The 15,702-nt window shown below is 74.6% G+C and carries 10 protein-coding genes; 6 read left to right on the top strand and 4 right to left on the bottom strand.

All coding sequences use genetic code 11. The annotated features are described in order from the left end of the window. Positions 1–47: 47 nt before the first annotated feature. Positions 48–2,942, top strand: a complete 2,895-nt coding sequence (locus ACQEVZ_RS12255) for a hypothetical protein (RefSeq protein ID WP_433365474.1) — start codon at positions 48–50, stop codon at positions 2,940–2,942. Positions 2,943–2,986: 44 nt separating this feature from the next. On the opposite strand, the gene ACQEVZ_RS12250 is transcribed toward ACQEVZ_RS12255, so the two are convergent. After that, positions 2,987–3,898, bottom strand: coding sequence for a carbohydrate kinase family protein (locus tag ACQEVZ_RS12250; protein ID WP_433365471.1), 912 nt, complete (start codon positions 3,896–3,898; stop codon positions 2,987–2,989). 112 nt (positions 3,899–4,010) lie between these two features. Between ACQEVZ_RS12250 and ACQEVZ_RS12245 the strand changes: the two genes are divergently transcribed. From ACQEVZ_RS12245 to ACQEVZ_RS12230, 4 genes are all read left to right on the top strand, one after another. Beyond that, complete coding sequence (locus ACQEVZ_RS12245; RefSeq protein WP_433365468.1) at positions 4,011–4,568, top strand: carboxymuconolactone decarboxylase family protein; 558 nt, start codon at positions 4,011–4,013, stop codon at positions 4,566–4,568. A 47-nt stretch (positions 4,569–4,615) separates the two neighbouring features. Beyond that, positions 4,616–5,779 (top strand): M20/M25/M40 family metallo-hydrolase, encoded by a 1,164-nt coding sequence (locus ACQEVZ_RS12240; RefSeq protein ID WP_354897794.1) that lies wholly within the window; start codon positions 4,616–4,618, stop codon positions 5,777–5,779. Between the two features lie 11 nt (positions 5,780–5,790). Continuing rightward, entirely contained in the window at positions 5,791–6,966 is a 1,176-nt protein-coding gene (locus ACQEVZ_RS12235; protein WP_433365464.1) for a carboxylate-amine ligase, read from the top strand. Between the two features lie 147 nt (positions 6,967–7,113). Next, positions 7,114–7,713 carry a nitroreductase family protein gene (locus ACQEVZ_RS12230; RefSeq protein ID WP_344504443.1) on the top strand — a complete coding sequence of 200 codons (600 nt, stop codon included), beginning with the start codon at positions 7,114–7,116 and terminating at the stop codon, positions 7,711–7,713. On the opposite strand, the gene ACQEVZ_RS12225 is transcribed toward ACQEVZ_RS12230, so the two are convergent. The 3 genes from ACQEVZ_RS12225 to ACQEVZ_RS12215 all read right to left on the bottom strand — a co-directional run bounded on the left by ACQEVZ_RS12225 (position 7,697) and on the right by ACQEVZ_RS12215 (position 12,262). Next, a complete protein-coding gene (locus ACQEVZ_RS12225) occupies positions 7,697–9,241 on the bottom strand; it encodes an NAD(P)-binding domain-containing protein (RefSeq protein WP_433365461.1) in 1,545 nt (514 codons plus the stop codon). The two genes, ACQEVZ_RS12230 and ACQEVZ_RS12225, sit on opposite strands and share 17 nt — an antisense overlap. Positions 9,242–9,314: 73 nt before the next feature. Beyond that, the gene (locus tag ACQEVZ_RS12220) at positions 9,315–10,244 is read right to left on the bottom strand and encodes a hypothetical protein (protein WP_433365458.1); all 930 of its coding nucleotides are present in this window, start codon (positions 10,242–10,244) and stop codon (positions 9,315–9,317) included. Positions 10,245–10,444: 200 nt separating this feature from the next. Beyond that, a complete protein-coding gene (locus tag ACQEVZ_RS12215; protein ID WP_433365455.1) occupies positions 10,445–12,262 on the bottom strand; it encodes a discoidin domain-containing protein in 1,818 nt (605 codons plus the stop codon). 236 nt (positions 12,263–12,498) lie between these two features. Here ACQEVZ_RS12215 and ACQEVZ_RS12210 point away from each other — a divergent pair, with 236 nt between their 5' ends. Continuing rightward, positions 12,499–15,633 (top strand): BTAD domain-containing putative transcriptional regulator, encoded by a 3,135-nt coding sequence (locus ACQEVZ_RS12210; protein WP_433365452.1) that lies wholly within the window; start codon positions 12,499–12,501, stop codon positions 15,631–15,633. The last annotated feature ends 69 nt before the right edge of the window (positions 15,634–15,702 follow it).

Genomic DNA, 15,702 nt, shown 5'->3' with positions numbered 1-15,702 from the left:
GGCGACCGGGCACGACGAGCCGCGCCGGCGGCGGGGAGGGGGTCGCGGTGATCGGGCTCGTGCTGGCGATGCTGTGGTCGCGGCGGGGGCGGGCCGCGACCGTCATGCTGCTGACCGCGCTCGCCACCGCCGGGGCGCTCGCCGCGCCCGCGTACCTCACCGCCGCCGACGACCGGATCGTCCGCTCCGAGGTGGCCGCCGCCGCGCCCAGCGAGCGGACCGTGCTCATCACCGGCGAGGTGCTGTCCTCCGGTGGCGGCAGCATGGCCAAGACGTTCCAGAGCCTCGCCGGCGGCTGGCTCGACGCCCCCGGCTACGCGACCGTGTTCTCCGCCCAGTTCCCCGCGCAGCCCGAGGACCTGGCGATGGCGACCGCGTCGCAGCTCACCACCGTCGTGTTCCGCGAGAACATCTGCGCGCACGTCCGCGTCGTCGCCGGCCGCTGCCTGATGGGCACCGGCGACACGATCCTCTCCGGGCGCACCGCCGACCGGCTCGGCCTGCACCCCGGCGACACCATGTCGCTGACCGGCTCCAGGTACGACCAGCTGTCCAGCCGGTACGTGCCCGCCGGGCCGCCGACCGCGCTCACGATCGTCGGTGTCGTCGAGCCCCGCGACGCCGGGGAACCCTACTGGGGCCGCACCGGCGGCATGCGCGACGCGTTCCAGGTCGACCGGCGCACCCTGGACACGTTCTCGCGGCCGGCGGAGCTGGAGTCCTACGACGCGTACCCGCTGCCCGGCGCCATCACCGTCGACACCCTTCCCGCGCTGCGCGAGTGGACCGGGAAGGCGCAGCAGCGCAGCACCGAGGAGGCGCGGCTCAACACCGACCTCGACGTGCTGCTCGACCGCATCGACGAGCGCCGCGCCGAGGTCCGCGCCGCCGTCCCGTTCGCGGTCGCGCCCGTGCTGCTGCTCGCCTGGGCCGTCATCACGCTCGCCGTGTCCACCGTCATCCGGGCCCGCCGCTTCGAGCACGGCATCATCGCGCTGCGCGGCGTGGCCCGTCCCGGCCGGTGGTGGCTGGCGACGGGGGAGACGCTGCTGTCGGTGCTCACCGGGGCGGCGCTCGGGTTCACCGCCGCCGGCGGCTGGCAGATCCGCGGCGCCTGGCCGTACGCGGCCGTCGCCGTCCTCGGCGCGCTCGCCGTCGCCCTCACGGTCGCGCTGCGCACCGTGTCCGCGCCGGTGTCCGCGCTGCTGCGGCAGGTCGACCGGCACACCGCCCGCTGGCGCGGCCTCGCACTGGAAGGCGTCCTCGTCGTGGCCGCCGCCGTCGCCGTCGCGCAGGTCCGCGGCCGGCCCGGCGGTGTCGCCCTGCTCGCGCCGGCCCTCGTCCTGGTCGCGGTCGCGGTCCTCGCCGGCCGTGTCGGGCCGATCCTGAGCGGGCTGGCCGCCGCCAGGGTGCTGCGCCGCCCCTCCGCCGGCCGGTTCCGGCTCGCCGGGGCCCTCGCCGGGTTCCGGCTGGCGCGGCGGCCCGTCGGCGCGCGGCTCCTCGCGCTGCTCACCCTCGCCGTCGGGTCGCTCGCGTTCGCCGCGGGCACGACGTCCGCCGTCGACCAGCGGCAGCGCGACCAGGCCGCCCTCGCCACCGGCGCCCCCGTCGTTCTCAACGTCGACGCGACCAGCCGCACCCAGCTGCTGCGGGCCGTCCGCGCCGCCGACCCCGAGGGGCGGTCCGCGATGGCGGTGGTGCCGATCCGCGACTCCGACGACAACTCCGGTGCCGTCGCCGTCGACGCGGCCCGCCTGCCGGCCGTCGCGCTGTGGCCCGCCGGCGCGCCACCCGTCGCCGACGTGGCCGCGCGGCTGCACCCGCCGGCACCCGCCGAGGCGGTCACGCACACCGGCGCCAAGATCGCCCTGGACGTCACCGTCTCCGTGCTCGACCGGCCCGACGTGGTCCTCACCGCCACCCTCGCCCCGCTCGACGGCCAGCCCACCGCCACCGCCGACCTGGGCAAGCTGGTGCTGGGGCGGCGGACGTACACCGGCGAAACCCCCATGTGCGTGCGCGGCTGCCGCCTCGTGGAGATCGCCGCGAAGCTGCCGCCGTACGTCGGGCCGACCATCGTGGTGACCCTGCACTCGCCGCCGCCGACCGAGTGGCGCACCGCACCGGGCGCGACCGCCGTGCGCGGCGCCGACGGGATCACCTTCAGCCTGCCGATGACCTCCCAGCCGGGCGCCGGCGTGCTGCGCCCCGCCTTCGGCCCGGCCGAGCTGCCGGTCGCGACCACCGCCCCGCTGCCCGACGCCGAGTTCAAGACCTTCGGCAGCAAGGCCGTCCCGGTCGCCGAGTTCAGCGCCACCCGCCTGCCCCGCGTCGGCACCGCCGGTGCCCTCGTCGACCTGGAGTACGCCGACCTCACCGCCGAGGACGACGGCCGCGCCACCGGCGCCGAGGTGTGGCTGTCGGCGACCGCGCCGCCGGGCATCGTCGACGCCCTGCGCGCGCAGGGTCTCACGGTCACCGGCCGCCGCACCGTCGCCGACACCCGCGCCGCCCTCGCCGCCGGCGGCACCGCGCTCGGCCTGCGCTTCTACCTCATGGCCGGCTGGCTGTCGGCGGCCCTCGGCGCGGCCGGCCTCGCGGTGGCCGCGATCGGCACCAGCACCCACGACCTGCGCGCCCTGCGCGTCCAGGGCCTGCGCCGCTCGACCGGCACGCTGGTCGAGCCGTTCGTGGTGCTGGTCCTCGTCGCGGCGGCCGGTGTCGCGGGGGTGCTGGGGGCGGGGCTCGCGTGGTTCGCCGTCGGCGGCACGCTGCCCGGGCTGAAGGGCACCGGCCTGCCGCCGCTCGGCGTGCCCGCGGCGACGGTCGGGGTGACGCTGGCGGCGCTGGCCGTGGCGGGCCTCACCGCCCAGGCGGCGGCTTCCCGCACCCGTACGCCGCGCCGCTCACCCCGCTCCGGCAGGCCCCCGCGTACCTCGTGATCCGGTAGACCTTGTGCACCCAGGGCTACACGAAGTCTTCCGGATCACGAGGAAGTGGGGGAGAGGGTGGACAGGCGGCTGGTCAGGCCGGTGGCGGTGATGAGGTCCTCGTGGGTGCCGGGAGCGCCGCAGGCGTACGCGCCCGAGACCGCGCCGGCCAGGGCGCACTCGGCGACGGGACGGCCGGCGAACCAGCGGCTCATGAAGGCGGTGCTGAAGGCGTCGCCCGCGCCGTTGCTGTCGACGACCGGGCGGTCCGGGGTGACGGCGGGGTAGCGGACGATGCGGCGGTCGGCGCGGTCGAGCACCTGGCAGCCGGCGGCGCCGCGGGTCGCCACGACGAGCGTCGCCCGGCCCGCGTCGAGGACGGTGTGCATGAGGTCGTCGATCCGGTCCGGGGCGGCCTCGGCGCTGAGGAACACCAGGTCGGCCTCGCGGGACAGGGTCAGGCCCCACTCCGACGTGCCGTCCCAGGCGTGGATGTCGGTCGAGGTCGTGATGCCCAGCCGGTGCGCCTCGCCGAACGCGGCGGCGGCCCGGCCCGCGGCGATGTGCACGTGCCGCGACTGCGCCAGGGCCGGCAGGTACGCGTCCGGCGGCAGGACGAGGTCGGCCGGGTGGCGCGGGTCGAAGAACGAGAACCGGCGGCCGGTGGCGTCGACCAGGTTGACGCTGCGGGGCGTGCCGTTCGGGGCGGGCAGGTGCGCGAAGTCGAGGCCGGCGGCCGCGTAGCGGGCCAGGATCTGCGCGCCCTGCGGGTCGTCGCCCAGGAAGTCGATGAACTTCGTCCGCAGCCCGAGCGCGTGGAACCCCAGCGCGACACCGTTGCCGGAGTGGGCGACGTAGTCGCGGACGGGGTCGACATGCAGGTTGTCGCCGGGCGGGATGGCCAGGTCGGGGACGCGGACGATGGTGTCCACCCCCACGCCGCAGAGCACCAGGACGTCATAGGTCACGTGTCATTCAACCATGTCCACAGTGGACAGAAGCACCGCACGAACGGAGAAACACGGACGCCGGAAGAAGTGGCATCGTGACAGCGACGGCGGGTACCGGAAGGGGAGCGACATGGCACACATCGATCTCGGGGTCGACGAGAAGCAGTTCCCGGGCATCACGGGACCGATGCGGTTCCGCCCGGAGACCGCGAAGCCGCTCAACGAGCTGGCCGAGGTGCTGCTGCGCGCACCGCACTCGCTGCCGGCGGGAGAGCGGGAGCTGATCGCCGCGTACGTGTCCGGGCGCAACGACTGCAACTTCTGCTGCGCGTCGCACTCGGCGTTCGCCGCGGTGCAGCTCGACGAGGGCTACACGCTCGTCGACCAGGTGCGCGCGGACCTCGACACCGCCCCGGTCTCGGCCAAGCTGCGGGCGCTGCTGCGCATCGCCGGCGCGGTGCAGGTCAGCGGCCGCCAGGTGACCACCGAGCTGGTCGAGGCCGCCCGCGCGGAGGGCGCGACCGACGTGGAGATCCACGACACGGTGCTCATCGCCGCCGCGTTCTGCATGTTCAACCGGTACGTGGACGGGCTCGGCACGTTCGCGCCCGAGGGCCGCGACGCCTACGCCGAGTCCGCCCGCCGCGTCGTCGAGGTCGGCTATGGCAACGCCATTCCGATCGACTGAGCAAACACAAGGGTGACCGGGTCCGATCCAACTGCGATCGTCGATGAATGGATCGTGAACGCCGCCTGCTCCAATCCGCGCAGCAACTCCTGGCAGACATGGTCGACCGGCTGGCCACGCTCGTCGCGTGCGAGTCGGCGCCGGGCTCGCTGCCCCATCTCGAATCCTGTGCCGACCTGCTCGCCCGCTGGGGCTCGCAGGTGCTCGGCCGGCCCGCCCGGCGGGTCGTGATCGACGGCCTGCCGCACCTGCTGTGGCCGGCCGCCGATCAGCGGGTCCTGCTCCTCGGCCACTTCGACACGGTCTTCCCGGTCGGCACGACCAGGTCCAGGCCCTTCACCGTACAAGGGGACATCGCGACGGGTCCCGGCGTGCTCGACATGAAGGGCGGCATCGTGCAGATGCTCGCGGCGCTGCGCCTGGTCGAGGACACCTCGGCGGTCGGCGTGCTGCTCACCTGCGACGAGGAGACCGGGTCGGTGACGTCGCGGCCGCTGATCGAGGCCGAGGCGCGGCGCTCCGCCGCGGTGCTCGTCTGCGAGGCGGCCACGCCGGAGGGGCACGTGAAGGTGGCGAGGAAGGGCGGCTCGGTGTACAGCCTCACCATCCAGGGCCGCGCCGCGCACGCCGGCGTCGAGCCGCAGCGCGGGATCAACGCGACGGTCGAGGTGGCCCACCAGGTGCTCGCGCTGGGCCGGCTCGGCGTGGCCGACAGCGGCGGCACGTCCGTCACGCCCACCCTGCTGTCGGCCGGCACGACGACGAACACCGTGCCCGAGAGCGCCAGCCTGGCCGTCGACGTGCGGGCCTGGACGAGGGACGAGCTGGAGCGCGTCGACCACGCCATCCGCGGGCTGGTGCCGGTCCTGTCGGACGCGACCCTGGCGGTGGGCGGCGGGATCAACCGGTACCCGATGCCGGCGGAGCTCGCCCGCCCGCTGCTGGCCCTGGCCCGGTCGACCGCACGCCGGCTCGGCATCGCGGACCTCGCCGGGGCGTACGCGGCCGGCGCGTCCGACGGCAACTTCACCGCCGCGCTCGGCGTGCCGACCCTCGACGGCCTCGGCGCGGTCGGCGGTGGCGCGCACGCCGCCGACGAGTACATCCGCCTGGACCGCATGCCGGAGCGGGCCGCGCTGCTCGCCGGTCTCGTCGAAACGCTCGCCGCGGCCAGGCGTGCCGAGGCCGCGAAGGCGGGCGGGATCCCGTAACGTGCGTCGGCATGACCTCGGCGCAGCGCCCGGCATCGTCAGTCCCTCTGGTCGGCGTCGAGGAGGAGTTCCTCGTCGTCGACGCGTCCAGGGGTGAGGTGGTCCCGGAGGCCGCGACGGTCGTCGACGCGGCCCGTTCCGTTCTCGGCGCCAGGGTCGGCGGTGAGATCACCAAGCTGCAGGTCGAGACCCGCACCGACCCGTGCCGTAGCGTCGATGACCTCGCCGCGCAGCTCGCCGGTGGGCGCGCCGCCGTGCAGGCCGCGGCCGTGCGAGCGGGCCTGCGGGTGATCGCGAGCGGCTCGCCCGTGCTCGGACGGGCCGTGCCGCCGCCCATCACCGAGGGTCCCCGGCAGGACCGCGGCAACGCCACCTTCCGCGGGCTGCACGACGAGCTCGCGATCTGCGCCGTCCACGTCCACGTGGAGGAGCCCGACCGGGACCGCGCCGTGCTGATCGGCAACCACCTGCGCCCGCACCTGCCGGTGCTGATCGCGCTCACGGCCAACTCGCCGTACTGGGCCGAGCGGGACACCGGCTACGCGAGCTGGCGCAGCGTGACGTGGGGGCGCTGGCCCGTGGCCGGCCCGCCGCCGTTCCTGACCTCCGCGCGCCAGTACGACGACCACGTGGACATGCTGCTCGACGCCGGCGCGCTGGTCGACCGGGGCACGATCTTCTGGGACCTGCGGCTGTCGGCGAACCACCCGACCCTGGAGGTCCGGGTGGCCGACGTGCCCGTCACCGCCGACGAGTCCGCGGCGCTCGCGGCGCTGGTGCGGGCGCTCGTCGTCGTCGCCGGCGACGCCGTGGACAAGGGCGACGAGGGGCCGAGGCCGCTCGCTGAGCTGATGCGGCTGTCGTACTGGCGGGCCGCCCGCGACGGGATGGGCGGCCACGGCGTCGACGTCGCCACCGGGCGGCTGCTGCCCGCGGCGGCGCTGGCCGAGCGCCTCGTTGCGCTCGCCCGGCCGGCGCTGGACGAGGCGGGCGACCGCGCGCGGGTCGAGGACTGGCTGGCGCGGCTCGCCACCGGCGGCGACGGCGCCACCCGCCAGCGCGCCGCCGCGGCACGGCGCGACCGGCTCACCGACGTCGTCGACGAGCTCGCCGTCCACACCGCCCCCGGCGTGCCCGCAGGTCAAGTGATGGCATCGATGACAGTCGAAGAGAGCACGTCCGCATAGCGACGAACCGCACCGGTCTCCGCGACGCTGGAGGAGCCGGGCGCCGCCTGGGCGACCGGCCGACCCTCGCAGGGAGGCCACAAGGTGTCCGACGCAGAGCTGCTCGCCACCGTCCCGATCCGGCACGACCGCAGGCCGCCGGCGGACATGGTCCGCGCGGCGGAGGTGTTCGCGGAGCGGATGGCGCAGCGCCGTTCCGTGCGGGACTTCGCCGCCGACCCGGTGCCGGACGGGGTGATCGAGGCCGCGATCCGCGCCGCCTCGACCGCGCCCAGCGGCGCGAACGTGCAGCCGTGGCGGTTCGTCGTGCTGACCGACCCGGCCCGCAAGCGCCGGCTGCGTGAGGCGGCGGAGGCGGAGGAGCGCGAGTTCTACGAGCGGCGCGCCCCACAGGAGTGGCTGGGTGCGCTCTCCGCGCTCGGCACCGACTGGCACAAGCCGTTCCTGGAGACCGCACCCGCCGTCATCGTCGTGTTCGAGGTGCACCGGGGACCGCACAGCCCGAAGCCGTACTACGTCAAGGAGTCCGTCGGCATCGCGGTCGGCCTGCTGATCACCGCGCTGCACCACGCCGGCCTGGTCACCCTGACGCACACGCCCAGCCCGATGCGGTTCCTCAACGAGGTGTGCGAGCGTCCGCCGGAGGAGCGCCCGTACGTGGTGATGCCCGTCGGCTACCCCGCGCCGGACGCCCGCGTCCCGGACCTGACCCGCAAACCCCTCGAGGAGGTCATGGTTCGCTGGTGAAGTCCTTGGCCAGGAAGTCCACGAGCGGCTCGACGTGCCGGTCGGGGCGCCGCCACTCCGCGAGGAGGTCCTCCAGCAGGTGCTGCTCGGCGACCAGCTCCGTGCCGCGGTACCGGCGGATCACCGGGTGGATGAAGGCGCTCTCCCTGGCCCGGTCGGGGGTGGGGTGGCGCTCTATGGCGAAGACGTCGCCGTAGTCGTCCCGCCCCCAGCGCAGCGCGAGCGTGTACCAGTGCCGGGCGTCCGCGAACCGGTCCACGGCGTAGTCCTCGGGCAGGTCCTCGTAGTGGTGGAAGTCGCCGGTGTCCTCGTCGCGGACGAAGGCGTCGCACAGGTACTCGAACTGGGTCCACAGCGCCGAGCTCCAGTTGACCCGGTCGAGCATCAGCTCCGCCAGCGACCCGGGGTCGGCCGGCGTCGCCGCGCGGGGCAGCGGCACGCCCTCGTAGCGCTCCCGCAGGATCCGGGTGAAGGTCCGCAGGTTGTACCGGAAGCCGTCGATGAACGGCGACGACGCGTGCTTCACGTCCCGCGCCTGCGCGATGGTGCCGGCGAAGTACAGGCCGTTGACGTTGCTGGACTGCCAGTCGGGGCGCAGCCCGGGCATCCGCCCGTCGCGGATCAACTGCGGGCTCGTGGTCTCGTCGAAGATGCCGGTGTCCATCTGGAAGCCGGTGCAGCGCAGCACCGTGTGGTAGTCGAGGACGGCGGTCTCGCCCTCGGCGTGCGTGTACGTGATCGACACCTGGAAGCGCCCGTCGACGGGACGGATCTCGTCGATCGTGCAGTCCAGCACCGAGTGCAGCGTCTTGAACTGGTAGCTGTCGAGGATCGCGCCGTACTGCCCGCGGACGTCCCCGGGGTGCTTGGTGTTCCACGCGAGCCGCAGCGGCTGCCGGCTGGCGAGGTGCACCATCGACGCGCGCCCGAGGATCGCCGACGCGGTCTCGAACGCCGAGTTGCCCTTGCCGATGATCAGCACCCGCTGGTTGTCGTATGCCTTCGGGTCGATGTCCATGTCCTCGTACCCGACGGCGTGCTCGATGCCCTTGATGGCGGGCACGAACGGCGCTCCCCAGCCGGCCGCGACGATCACGCACGCCGCGCGCACGTCGCCCTGCGCCGTGCGCACCGTGAAGCCGTCATCCGTCTTGGTGATCCGCTCGACCGTCGTGCCGAACCGGATGTTGAGTCGGTGCACCCGCTGGAACTCCGCGAGGTAGCCGACCAGGTCGTCGGCCGCCGGCAGGTACTCCTCGCTGAACTTCGGGAACAGCAGCTCCGGGTCGTCGTTGAGCAGGGAGTTCCAGTCCCACCGCAGCCGGATCTCCGGGTCGGTGCTGTCGGTGTGCACCTTGTTCAGCGAGATGAGCCGCCGGTGCCGGGGGAACTTCGTGAAGAACCCGCCCGGTGCGTCCCCGCTCTCGAGTGTCAGGTAGTCGGCACCGTGCTGCTGCAGGTAGTAGCTCAGTTGAACTCCGGCGGGTCCCGCCCCGACGATGACGTACCTGTGCTCGCTGCTGGCCATCCGTAGCCCTTCCGCAGATCGACGGCGATGCGTTGCACCGACCTTGGCGGCGGAGGGCGACACGTGTCAAGGCTCATGCGGCCATGCTCGACCAGCTGTCGTAGTCATGGATCGCGATGCCGTTGAAGGAGGTGTACCGCGCCGCCTCTGTGTCCACTGTGGACAGTGCGGTGGACAGGGCGGACCGGGTGCCCGAGGCGAACGTGCAGTAGGCGCAGTCGGCCAGGGGCTGGGTCTCCGCGGCGAGGCGCACCGGGCGGCCGGCGCTCTGCCCGCGGGCGAGCAGGTCCGCGCCGACGCCGACGACGCCCGTCGCGCTGTCGCGGTACGACATGACCGTGATCGCGTGCACCCTCGCGATGACGGCGTCGGCGAGGTTGCCCTTGCCCGCGGGCACGGTCGCGAGCCAGAAGGGCACGTCCGCGTCGAGCGGCTCCGGGCCGGCGGTGCGGACCGCGTCGAGCATCGCCAGGTAACCGGCGGCGATCCGCGGCTGGTCGGTGGTCCAGCCGGGCAGCAGGTACGGCTCGACGTCCAGGTGGATCCCGTCGAAGAGGCCGGTCGCCGTGGCTCGCTTGCGCCAGGCGACGGCCGACGCGGGGTCGAGGGCCCAGGACGGGTCGCCGCCGAGGGCGGAGAGCCGGATGCCGGCGGCGCGCGTGCGGGTCCGCAGGTCCTTCAGCCGGGCGAGCTGCGCGGCGGTCGGCTGCCACGGCACCGCCACGAAGATCTCCGTGATGCGCTGGCCGGTGGCCCACGGCACGACGGCCGCCGGATCGGCCTGCGACCACAACCACATCGCCCGGGAGCCGGCCATGGTCTTCGCCTTCGAGTCGGTCGTGCTCTTCGTGACCGGCGTTGCGGCGGCCGGTTTCGTCGCGGCCGGTTTCGCGGTGGCCGGTTTCGTCGCGGCGGGCTTGTTCGTGGCGGCGGACGCCGCGGTCGGGGCGAGGGTCAGCCCGACCGTCAGCGCCGTGGCCACCGCCCACAACTTCCGTGCCATGCCCGACCTCCGTGCCCGCCGTTGTGCGTGAGGGGCAAGCGTCACGGCCGGTCGTTGCGGGCAGGTGGCGGGCACGGTCGCGGACCGGTTCGATCCGGTTGCCGTGCCACGGGTCGGGCACATCCCGTGATACCGCGCCGTCCGCGACGTGCGGCCGGCCGGATCCCGGTGACCGGCCGGCCGGCACGCGCGGGGTGTTGTTACGGGGTGCAGCAGGTCATGGCGTACACCTGGAACTCGAACAACGAGTAGCCGTAGGTCGTCGCGCGCTGGGTGCCGAGGACGCGGACATAGCGGCCCGACCCGCTCGCGTTGAGCGTCTGCACGCCGCCAGTGCCCGTCGTCGTGGAGTAGATCGTCGTCCAGGTGGTGCCGTCGGTGGACGTCTGCACCTGGAACGCCTTCGCGTAGGCGGCCTCCCAGTTCAGCACGACCTTGTTGACGTTCATGACGGCGCCGAGGTCGACCTGCAGCCACTGCGGATCGCTGAACGCGCTCGACCAGCGGGTGCTGCCGCTGCCGTCGGTGGCGTTCGCCGCGGCGGTGCCGGCGTTCTCCGTCGACGAGGCGGTCGTCGGCCTGCCCTGCGAGACCAGGGTCCCGCCGGTGTTGCTGCCCGGCGTGCCGTTGACCGACATCTCCCACAGCGAGTAGCCGTACGCGGTGCCGCGCTGTGTGCCGTACATGCGCACGTACCGGCCGGAGCCGTTCACGTTCCAGACGTCGGTGCCGCCGTCGCCCGTCGTGGTCGCGGCGATGTCGACCCACGTCAGCTGGTCGTTGGAGGTCTGGATCCTGTACGCCTTGCCGTACGCCGCCTCCCAGTTGAGGGTGACGTTGGTGATGTTGTACGTCTGGCCCAGGTCCACCTGAAGCCACTGCGGGTCGCTGAACGCGCTCGACCAGCGGGTGTTCAGGTTGCCGTCGGTGGCGCAGGCCGGGCAGCCCGCCCCGCCCTCGTTCGACGACGCCGTGGTCGGCTTGCCCAGCGCGACGTTGCCGGTCGGCTGGCTGCCGGGGCCCTTGTTGTACACGGCGACCCAGTCGATGTTCAGCTGCCCGCCGGAGACCGTGGCGGCGTTGGGCCCGCCGCCGAACGCGTCGGGGAAGCCGCCGCCGATCGCCAGGTCGTAGATGATGAAGAACGGGTGGTGCACCGCGTTGGCCCAGGTGGTGGCGTCGACCCGGGTCGCCGGCAGGGTGAAGTACAGCGCGCCGTCCAGGTACCAGCGGATCTCCTCCGGCGACTTCGACCGGTCGATCTCCACCGCGTACGTGTGGTAGCCGGTCTGGCAGCCGGCGCACGGCCGCTCGCCGCTGCCGAGCCCGGTCGACTCGTTGCACGGCCCGCCCGGGTTGACCCCGCAGTGCAGCGTGCCGAACGTCGAGCTGCGCCCGTTGATGTCCTCCATGATGTCGATCTCGCCGCTGGTCGGCCAGCTGGTCCCGGTCCGCAGCGTGGAGCCGAGCATCCAGAACGCGGGCCAGTACCCGGCGCCGTTCGCGGTCGTCACGTCCGGCTGCTGGAGCGAGGACTCCATCCGCACGACGCCGCCGGGCTCGGCGCCGAACGTCGCGGCCTGCGTCTCGATCCGGCCCGACGTCCAGCCGGCCTGCGGGTCGGTCCCCGAGTGCAGCGCCCGCAGCGCCAGGTGACCGTTGCCGTCGTGGAACACGTTGGCGGTGCTGCTGGTCATCGTCTCGATCTCGCCGGTGCCGAAGCTGCTGCCCGGCCCGGTGTCGTACTTCCAGTTGGCGGTGTTGACGCCGGTGCCGGCGGCGGCGCCGAAGTCGTCGCTCCAGGTCAGCGTGAAGCCTGCCGGTGGCGCGGGCACGGCGGCCGCCGCGGCCTGCACCGTGCCGGCGGTGGTCGCGGCGTTCGCGACGGCGGTGATCGCCACCAGGGCGACTGTGGCGGCGACTGTGGCGGCGGCGGTGCCGGCGGCGACCCACCCGCGGAAGCGGCGCTTCGGGGCGGACGCGTGCGGTGGTGTGTGCACTTCGTGCGGGTCGTTCATGCGGAATCTCCTCAGGCGGGGGTGTCCACGAGCGGCGGAGTCCTGCCGATGGGCGCGACGATGCGGCCGATGGCGGGTCGGCGGGCGGTGCCGGGACGTCCGGGCGGGTGGACGCGGACCGTGTGATTGGCCACGGTCGATGCGGTGAAGCTGAGAGAGCGCTCTCCCGGCACCGTACAACGCGCGGCGCCGGGTGGAAACCCTCGTTCTGCGCGCGGCGGGGCACAATCGGGGACGTGCGGATCGGGGTGCTGGGGCCGCTCGAGGTGCGGGCCACGTCCGGCGCGCCCGTCGAGATCGGCGGTGCGCGGCTGCGGGTGCTGGTCACGCTGCTCGCGCTGGACGCCGGGCGGCCGGTCACCGGCGCCCGCCTCGCCGACGGCATCTGGGGCGGCACCCCGCCGGGCGACGCCACCAACGCCCTGCAGTCCCTCGTGTCCCGGCTGCGCCGGATCCTGCCTGACGGGATGCTGCTCGCCCGCCCTTCCGGCTACCAGCTCGATGTCGACCCCCGCGAGGTCGACCACCTCCTGTTCGCCGACCTGGTCGAGCGCGCCAGGACGCTGCTGGCCGAGGACCCGGCCGCCGCGGTGCGCGTGTTCCGCGACGCGGAGGCGCTGTGGCGGGGCCCGGCGCTCGAGGACGCGGGGGAGGCGCCGCTCGTGCTCGCCCGGCGGGCCACGCTCGACGAGCTGCGCCTGGCCGCGACGGAGGACCGGACCGCCGCCGAGCTGTCCCTCGGCCGCCGCGTCGTGGCCGACCTGGAGGCCGCCGTCGCCGCCCACCCGCTCCGGGAGCGCCTCGTCGACCTGCTGATGCGCGCCCTGCACGCCGAGGGCCGCACCGCCGACGCGCTGCGCGCCTACACCCGCTGCCGCGAGACCCTCGCCGAGGAGCTGGGCGCCGACCCGTCCCCGGCGCTGACCTCCACCTACCTGACGATCCTCCGCAGCGCCCCACCCGGCCACCACGCGGCGGAGCCGCCGCAGATGCCGGGGGAGGCCGCGCCGGAGGAGTCCGCGGCGAACGGGGTGGGGAACCTGCGGGCGCCGCTGACCAGCTTCGTCGGGCGGGCGGAGGAGCTGCGGGCGCTGCGGGGCACGCTCGCCACGGCGCGGCTGGTGACGTTGGTCGGGCCCGGGGGAGCGGGCAAGACGCGGCTGGCGACCGAGGCAGGGCGGGCCGCCGCGCCGCGGGACGGGGTGTGGATCGTCGAGCTGGCCAACGTCACGGACCCCGCGGACGTCGTGCAGGCGGTGTGGACCGGGCTGGGCATGCGGGACCCGTCGGCGGCGGCCGGGCCCGTCCGGCGGGCGACGGTGGCATTGCCAAGGATCGCGGAGGCTCTGTCGTACCGGCGGATCCTCCTCATCCTCGACAACTGTGAGCACGTCGTCGAGGCCGCCGCGGCGCTCGCGGACCGGCTCCTCGGCGACTGCCCGGACCTGCGCGTGCTCGCCACCAGCAGGGAGCCGCTCGGCATCACCGGGGAGGTGCTGCTGCCGGTCGGGCCGCTGCCCGCGGACGCGCTGGACTCGGCGGCGGTGCGGCTGCTGTCGGACCGGGCGGCCGCGGTACGGCCGGGCTTCCGGCTGGACGGATCCGCCCTCCGGATCTGCCGGGCCCTGGACGGGATGCCCCTGGCGATCGAGCTGGCGGCGGCGCGCTGCCGGTCGATGACCGCGGCGCAGGTCGCGGACCGGCTCGACGACCGGTTCCGGCTGCTGACCCGGGGGAGCCGCACCGCGCTGCCGCGCCACCAGACGCTGCGGGCCGCCGTCGACTGGAGCTGGGACCTGCTCACCGAGCCCGAGCGGGCGATGCTGCGCCGGCTCGCCGTCTTCCCCGGCGGGGCGACCCTGGAGGCGGCCGCGGCCGTCTGCGACCCGGACGGCGCGCTCGGCGACCCGGTCGAGCTGGTCGCCGCGCTGGTCGACAAGTCGCTGCTGGTGGAGACCGGCGGGCGGTACGGGATGCTGGAGACCATCCGCGCCTACGGCCTGCAGCGCCTCGACGAGCAGGGCGAGACCGCGCGGCTGCGGCACCGGCACGCGATCTGGTTCCTGGCGCTCGCCGACCGGCTCGAGCCGACGCTGCGCACCGCCGGGCAGCTGGAGTCCCTCGCCGTGCTGTCCGCCGAGCACGACAACCTGCACGGCGCGCTGCGCCGCGCGATCGCCGACGGGGACGCCGACCTCGCCGTCCGGTTCGTGCTGGTCCTCAGCTGGTACTGGTGGATGCGCGGGCACCGGGTCGAGGGCGGCGCCCTGGCCGTCGCCGCCCTCGCGCTCGACGGGCCGTGCGACCCCGGGGCACGCGCGATGGCGTGCGGGGTCGCCGCCGTCAACGGGTTCGACGGCGTCGGCGAGGCCTCGCAGGTGAACGAGTGGTTCGACGAGGCGTTCGCCCATCAGGGCGACCACCCGATGTTCCGGCTGTTCCAGGCCGTCGCGACGCTGTTCCGTCAGGGGTCGAGCGAGGCCACCCTCGACCGCATCGGCGCGCTCCTCGACGACCCCGACCCGTGGCTGTCGAGCCTCGGGCAGCTGCTGCTGTGCCACGCCGAGATGAACGTCGGCATCCCGTACGACGCCGCGGTCGAGCGCTTCGACCGCGCGCTCGCCGGGTTCCGGGCGATCGGGGAGCGGTGGGGGATGGCGGCGTCGCTGCAGTCCCTCGGCGAGATCCACGCCCGGCGCGGCGACTATGCGACCGCCGCCGGGCACATCGAGGAGGGGCTGCGCCTGTTCGACGTGCTCGGCGCCACCGAGGACCGGCCGCCCGCCGAGGTGCGGCTCGCCCAGCTGTACGAGCTGCTCGGCCGCGCGGACGAGGCGGAGGCGATGCTGGACCGGGCGCGGCACACGGCGCTCAAGGTCGGGCTGCCCGACGGGATCGCCTACGTCGAGTACGTGCACGCCGACCGGGCGCTGCGGGCCGGCCGGCTCGCCGACGCCCGGCAGCGGTTCGACCGCGCGGCCGAGGTGCTCGGCGCCGACCGTGCCTCGCCGCAGCTGCTCGCGGCCGTCCACGGTGGACTGGCGGTGGTGCGCGCCCGGGAAGGTGCGACGGCGGCCGCCCGTACCATGGCCGCGGTGGCTCTTGAACACGCCCGCGACGCGTTCGACGGGCCCGTCGCCGGAGCCGTGCTCGAGGACGCGGCGGAGGTCCTGCTGCTCGGCGGGGACCCGGCCACGGCCGTGACGCTGCTCACGGCGGCACGGAAGACCCGCGGCGGCCCCGACCGCACCCGCCCACACGTCGCCACGCTCACGACGGACGCCGAGGCCGCCCTGCCGGTCGCGGAGCGTGCCGCGGCGGTCGCCAGAGGTCACGCCCTGTCGATCGAGACGGCGGTTGATCTCCTGTAAATGGTTTGAAAATGCCCCGCGTCGCGGCGCAGGCTGAGAGGCCGCCAACACGATCCGGGGGGATCCACC

Source organism: Dactylosporangium sp. CA-152071 (genome assembly GCF_050936335.1).
Lineage (GTDB): Bacteria > Actinomycetota > Actinomycetes > Mycobacteriales > Micromonosporaceae > Dactylosporangium > Dactylosporangium maewongense.
Note: the sequence above shows the minus strand (reverse complement) of the source record. Positions and strands in the feature narration are given on the sequence as shown.

Bases quoted from the DNA above. Each gene is read 5' to 3' on its own strand.
- ACQEVZ_RS12220 (WP_433365458.1), bottom strand. From the start codon at position 10,244: ATGGCACGGAAGTTGTGGGCGGTGGCCACGGCGCTGACGGTCGGGCTG.
- ACQEVZ_RS12235 (WP_433365464.1), top strand. From the start codon at position 5,791: ATGACCTCGGCGCAGCGCCCGGCATCGTCAGTCCCTCTGGTCGGCGTC.
- ACQEVZ_RS12225 (WP_433365461.1), bottom strand. From the start codon at position 9,241: ATGGCCAGCAGCGAGCACAGGTACGTCATCGTCGGGGCGGGACCCGCC.
- ACQEVZ_RS12215 (WP_433365455.1), bottom strand. From the start codon at position 12,262: ATGAACGACCCGCACGAAGTGCACACACCACCGCACGCGTCCGCCCCG.
- ACQEVZ_RS12240 (WP_354897794.1), top strand. From the start codon at position 4,616: ATGGATCGTGAACGCCGCCTGCTCCAATCCGCGCAGCAACTCCTGGCA.
- ACQEVZ_RS12230 (WP_344504443.1), top strand. From the start codon at position 7,114: ATGGTCCGCGCGGCGGAGGTGTTCGCGGAGCGGATGGCGCAGCGCCGT.
- ACQEVZ_RS12245 (WP_433365468.1), top strand. From the start codon at position 4,011: ATGGCACACATCGATCTCGGGGTCGACGAGAAGCAGTTCCCGGGCATC.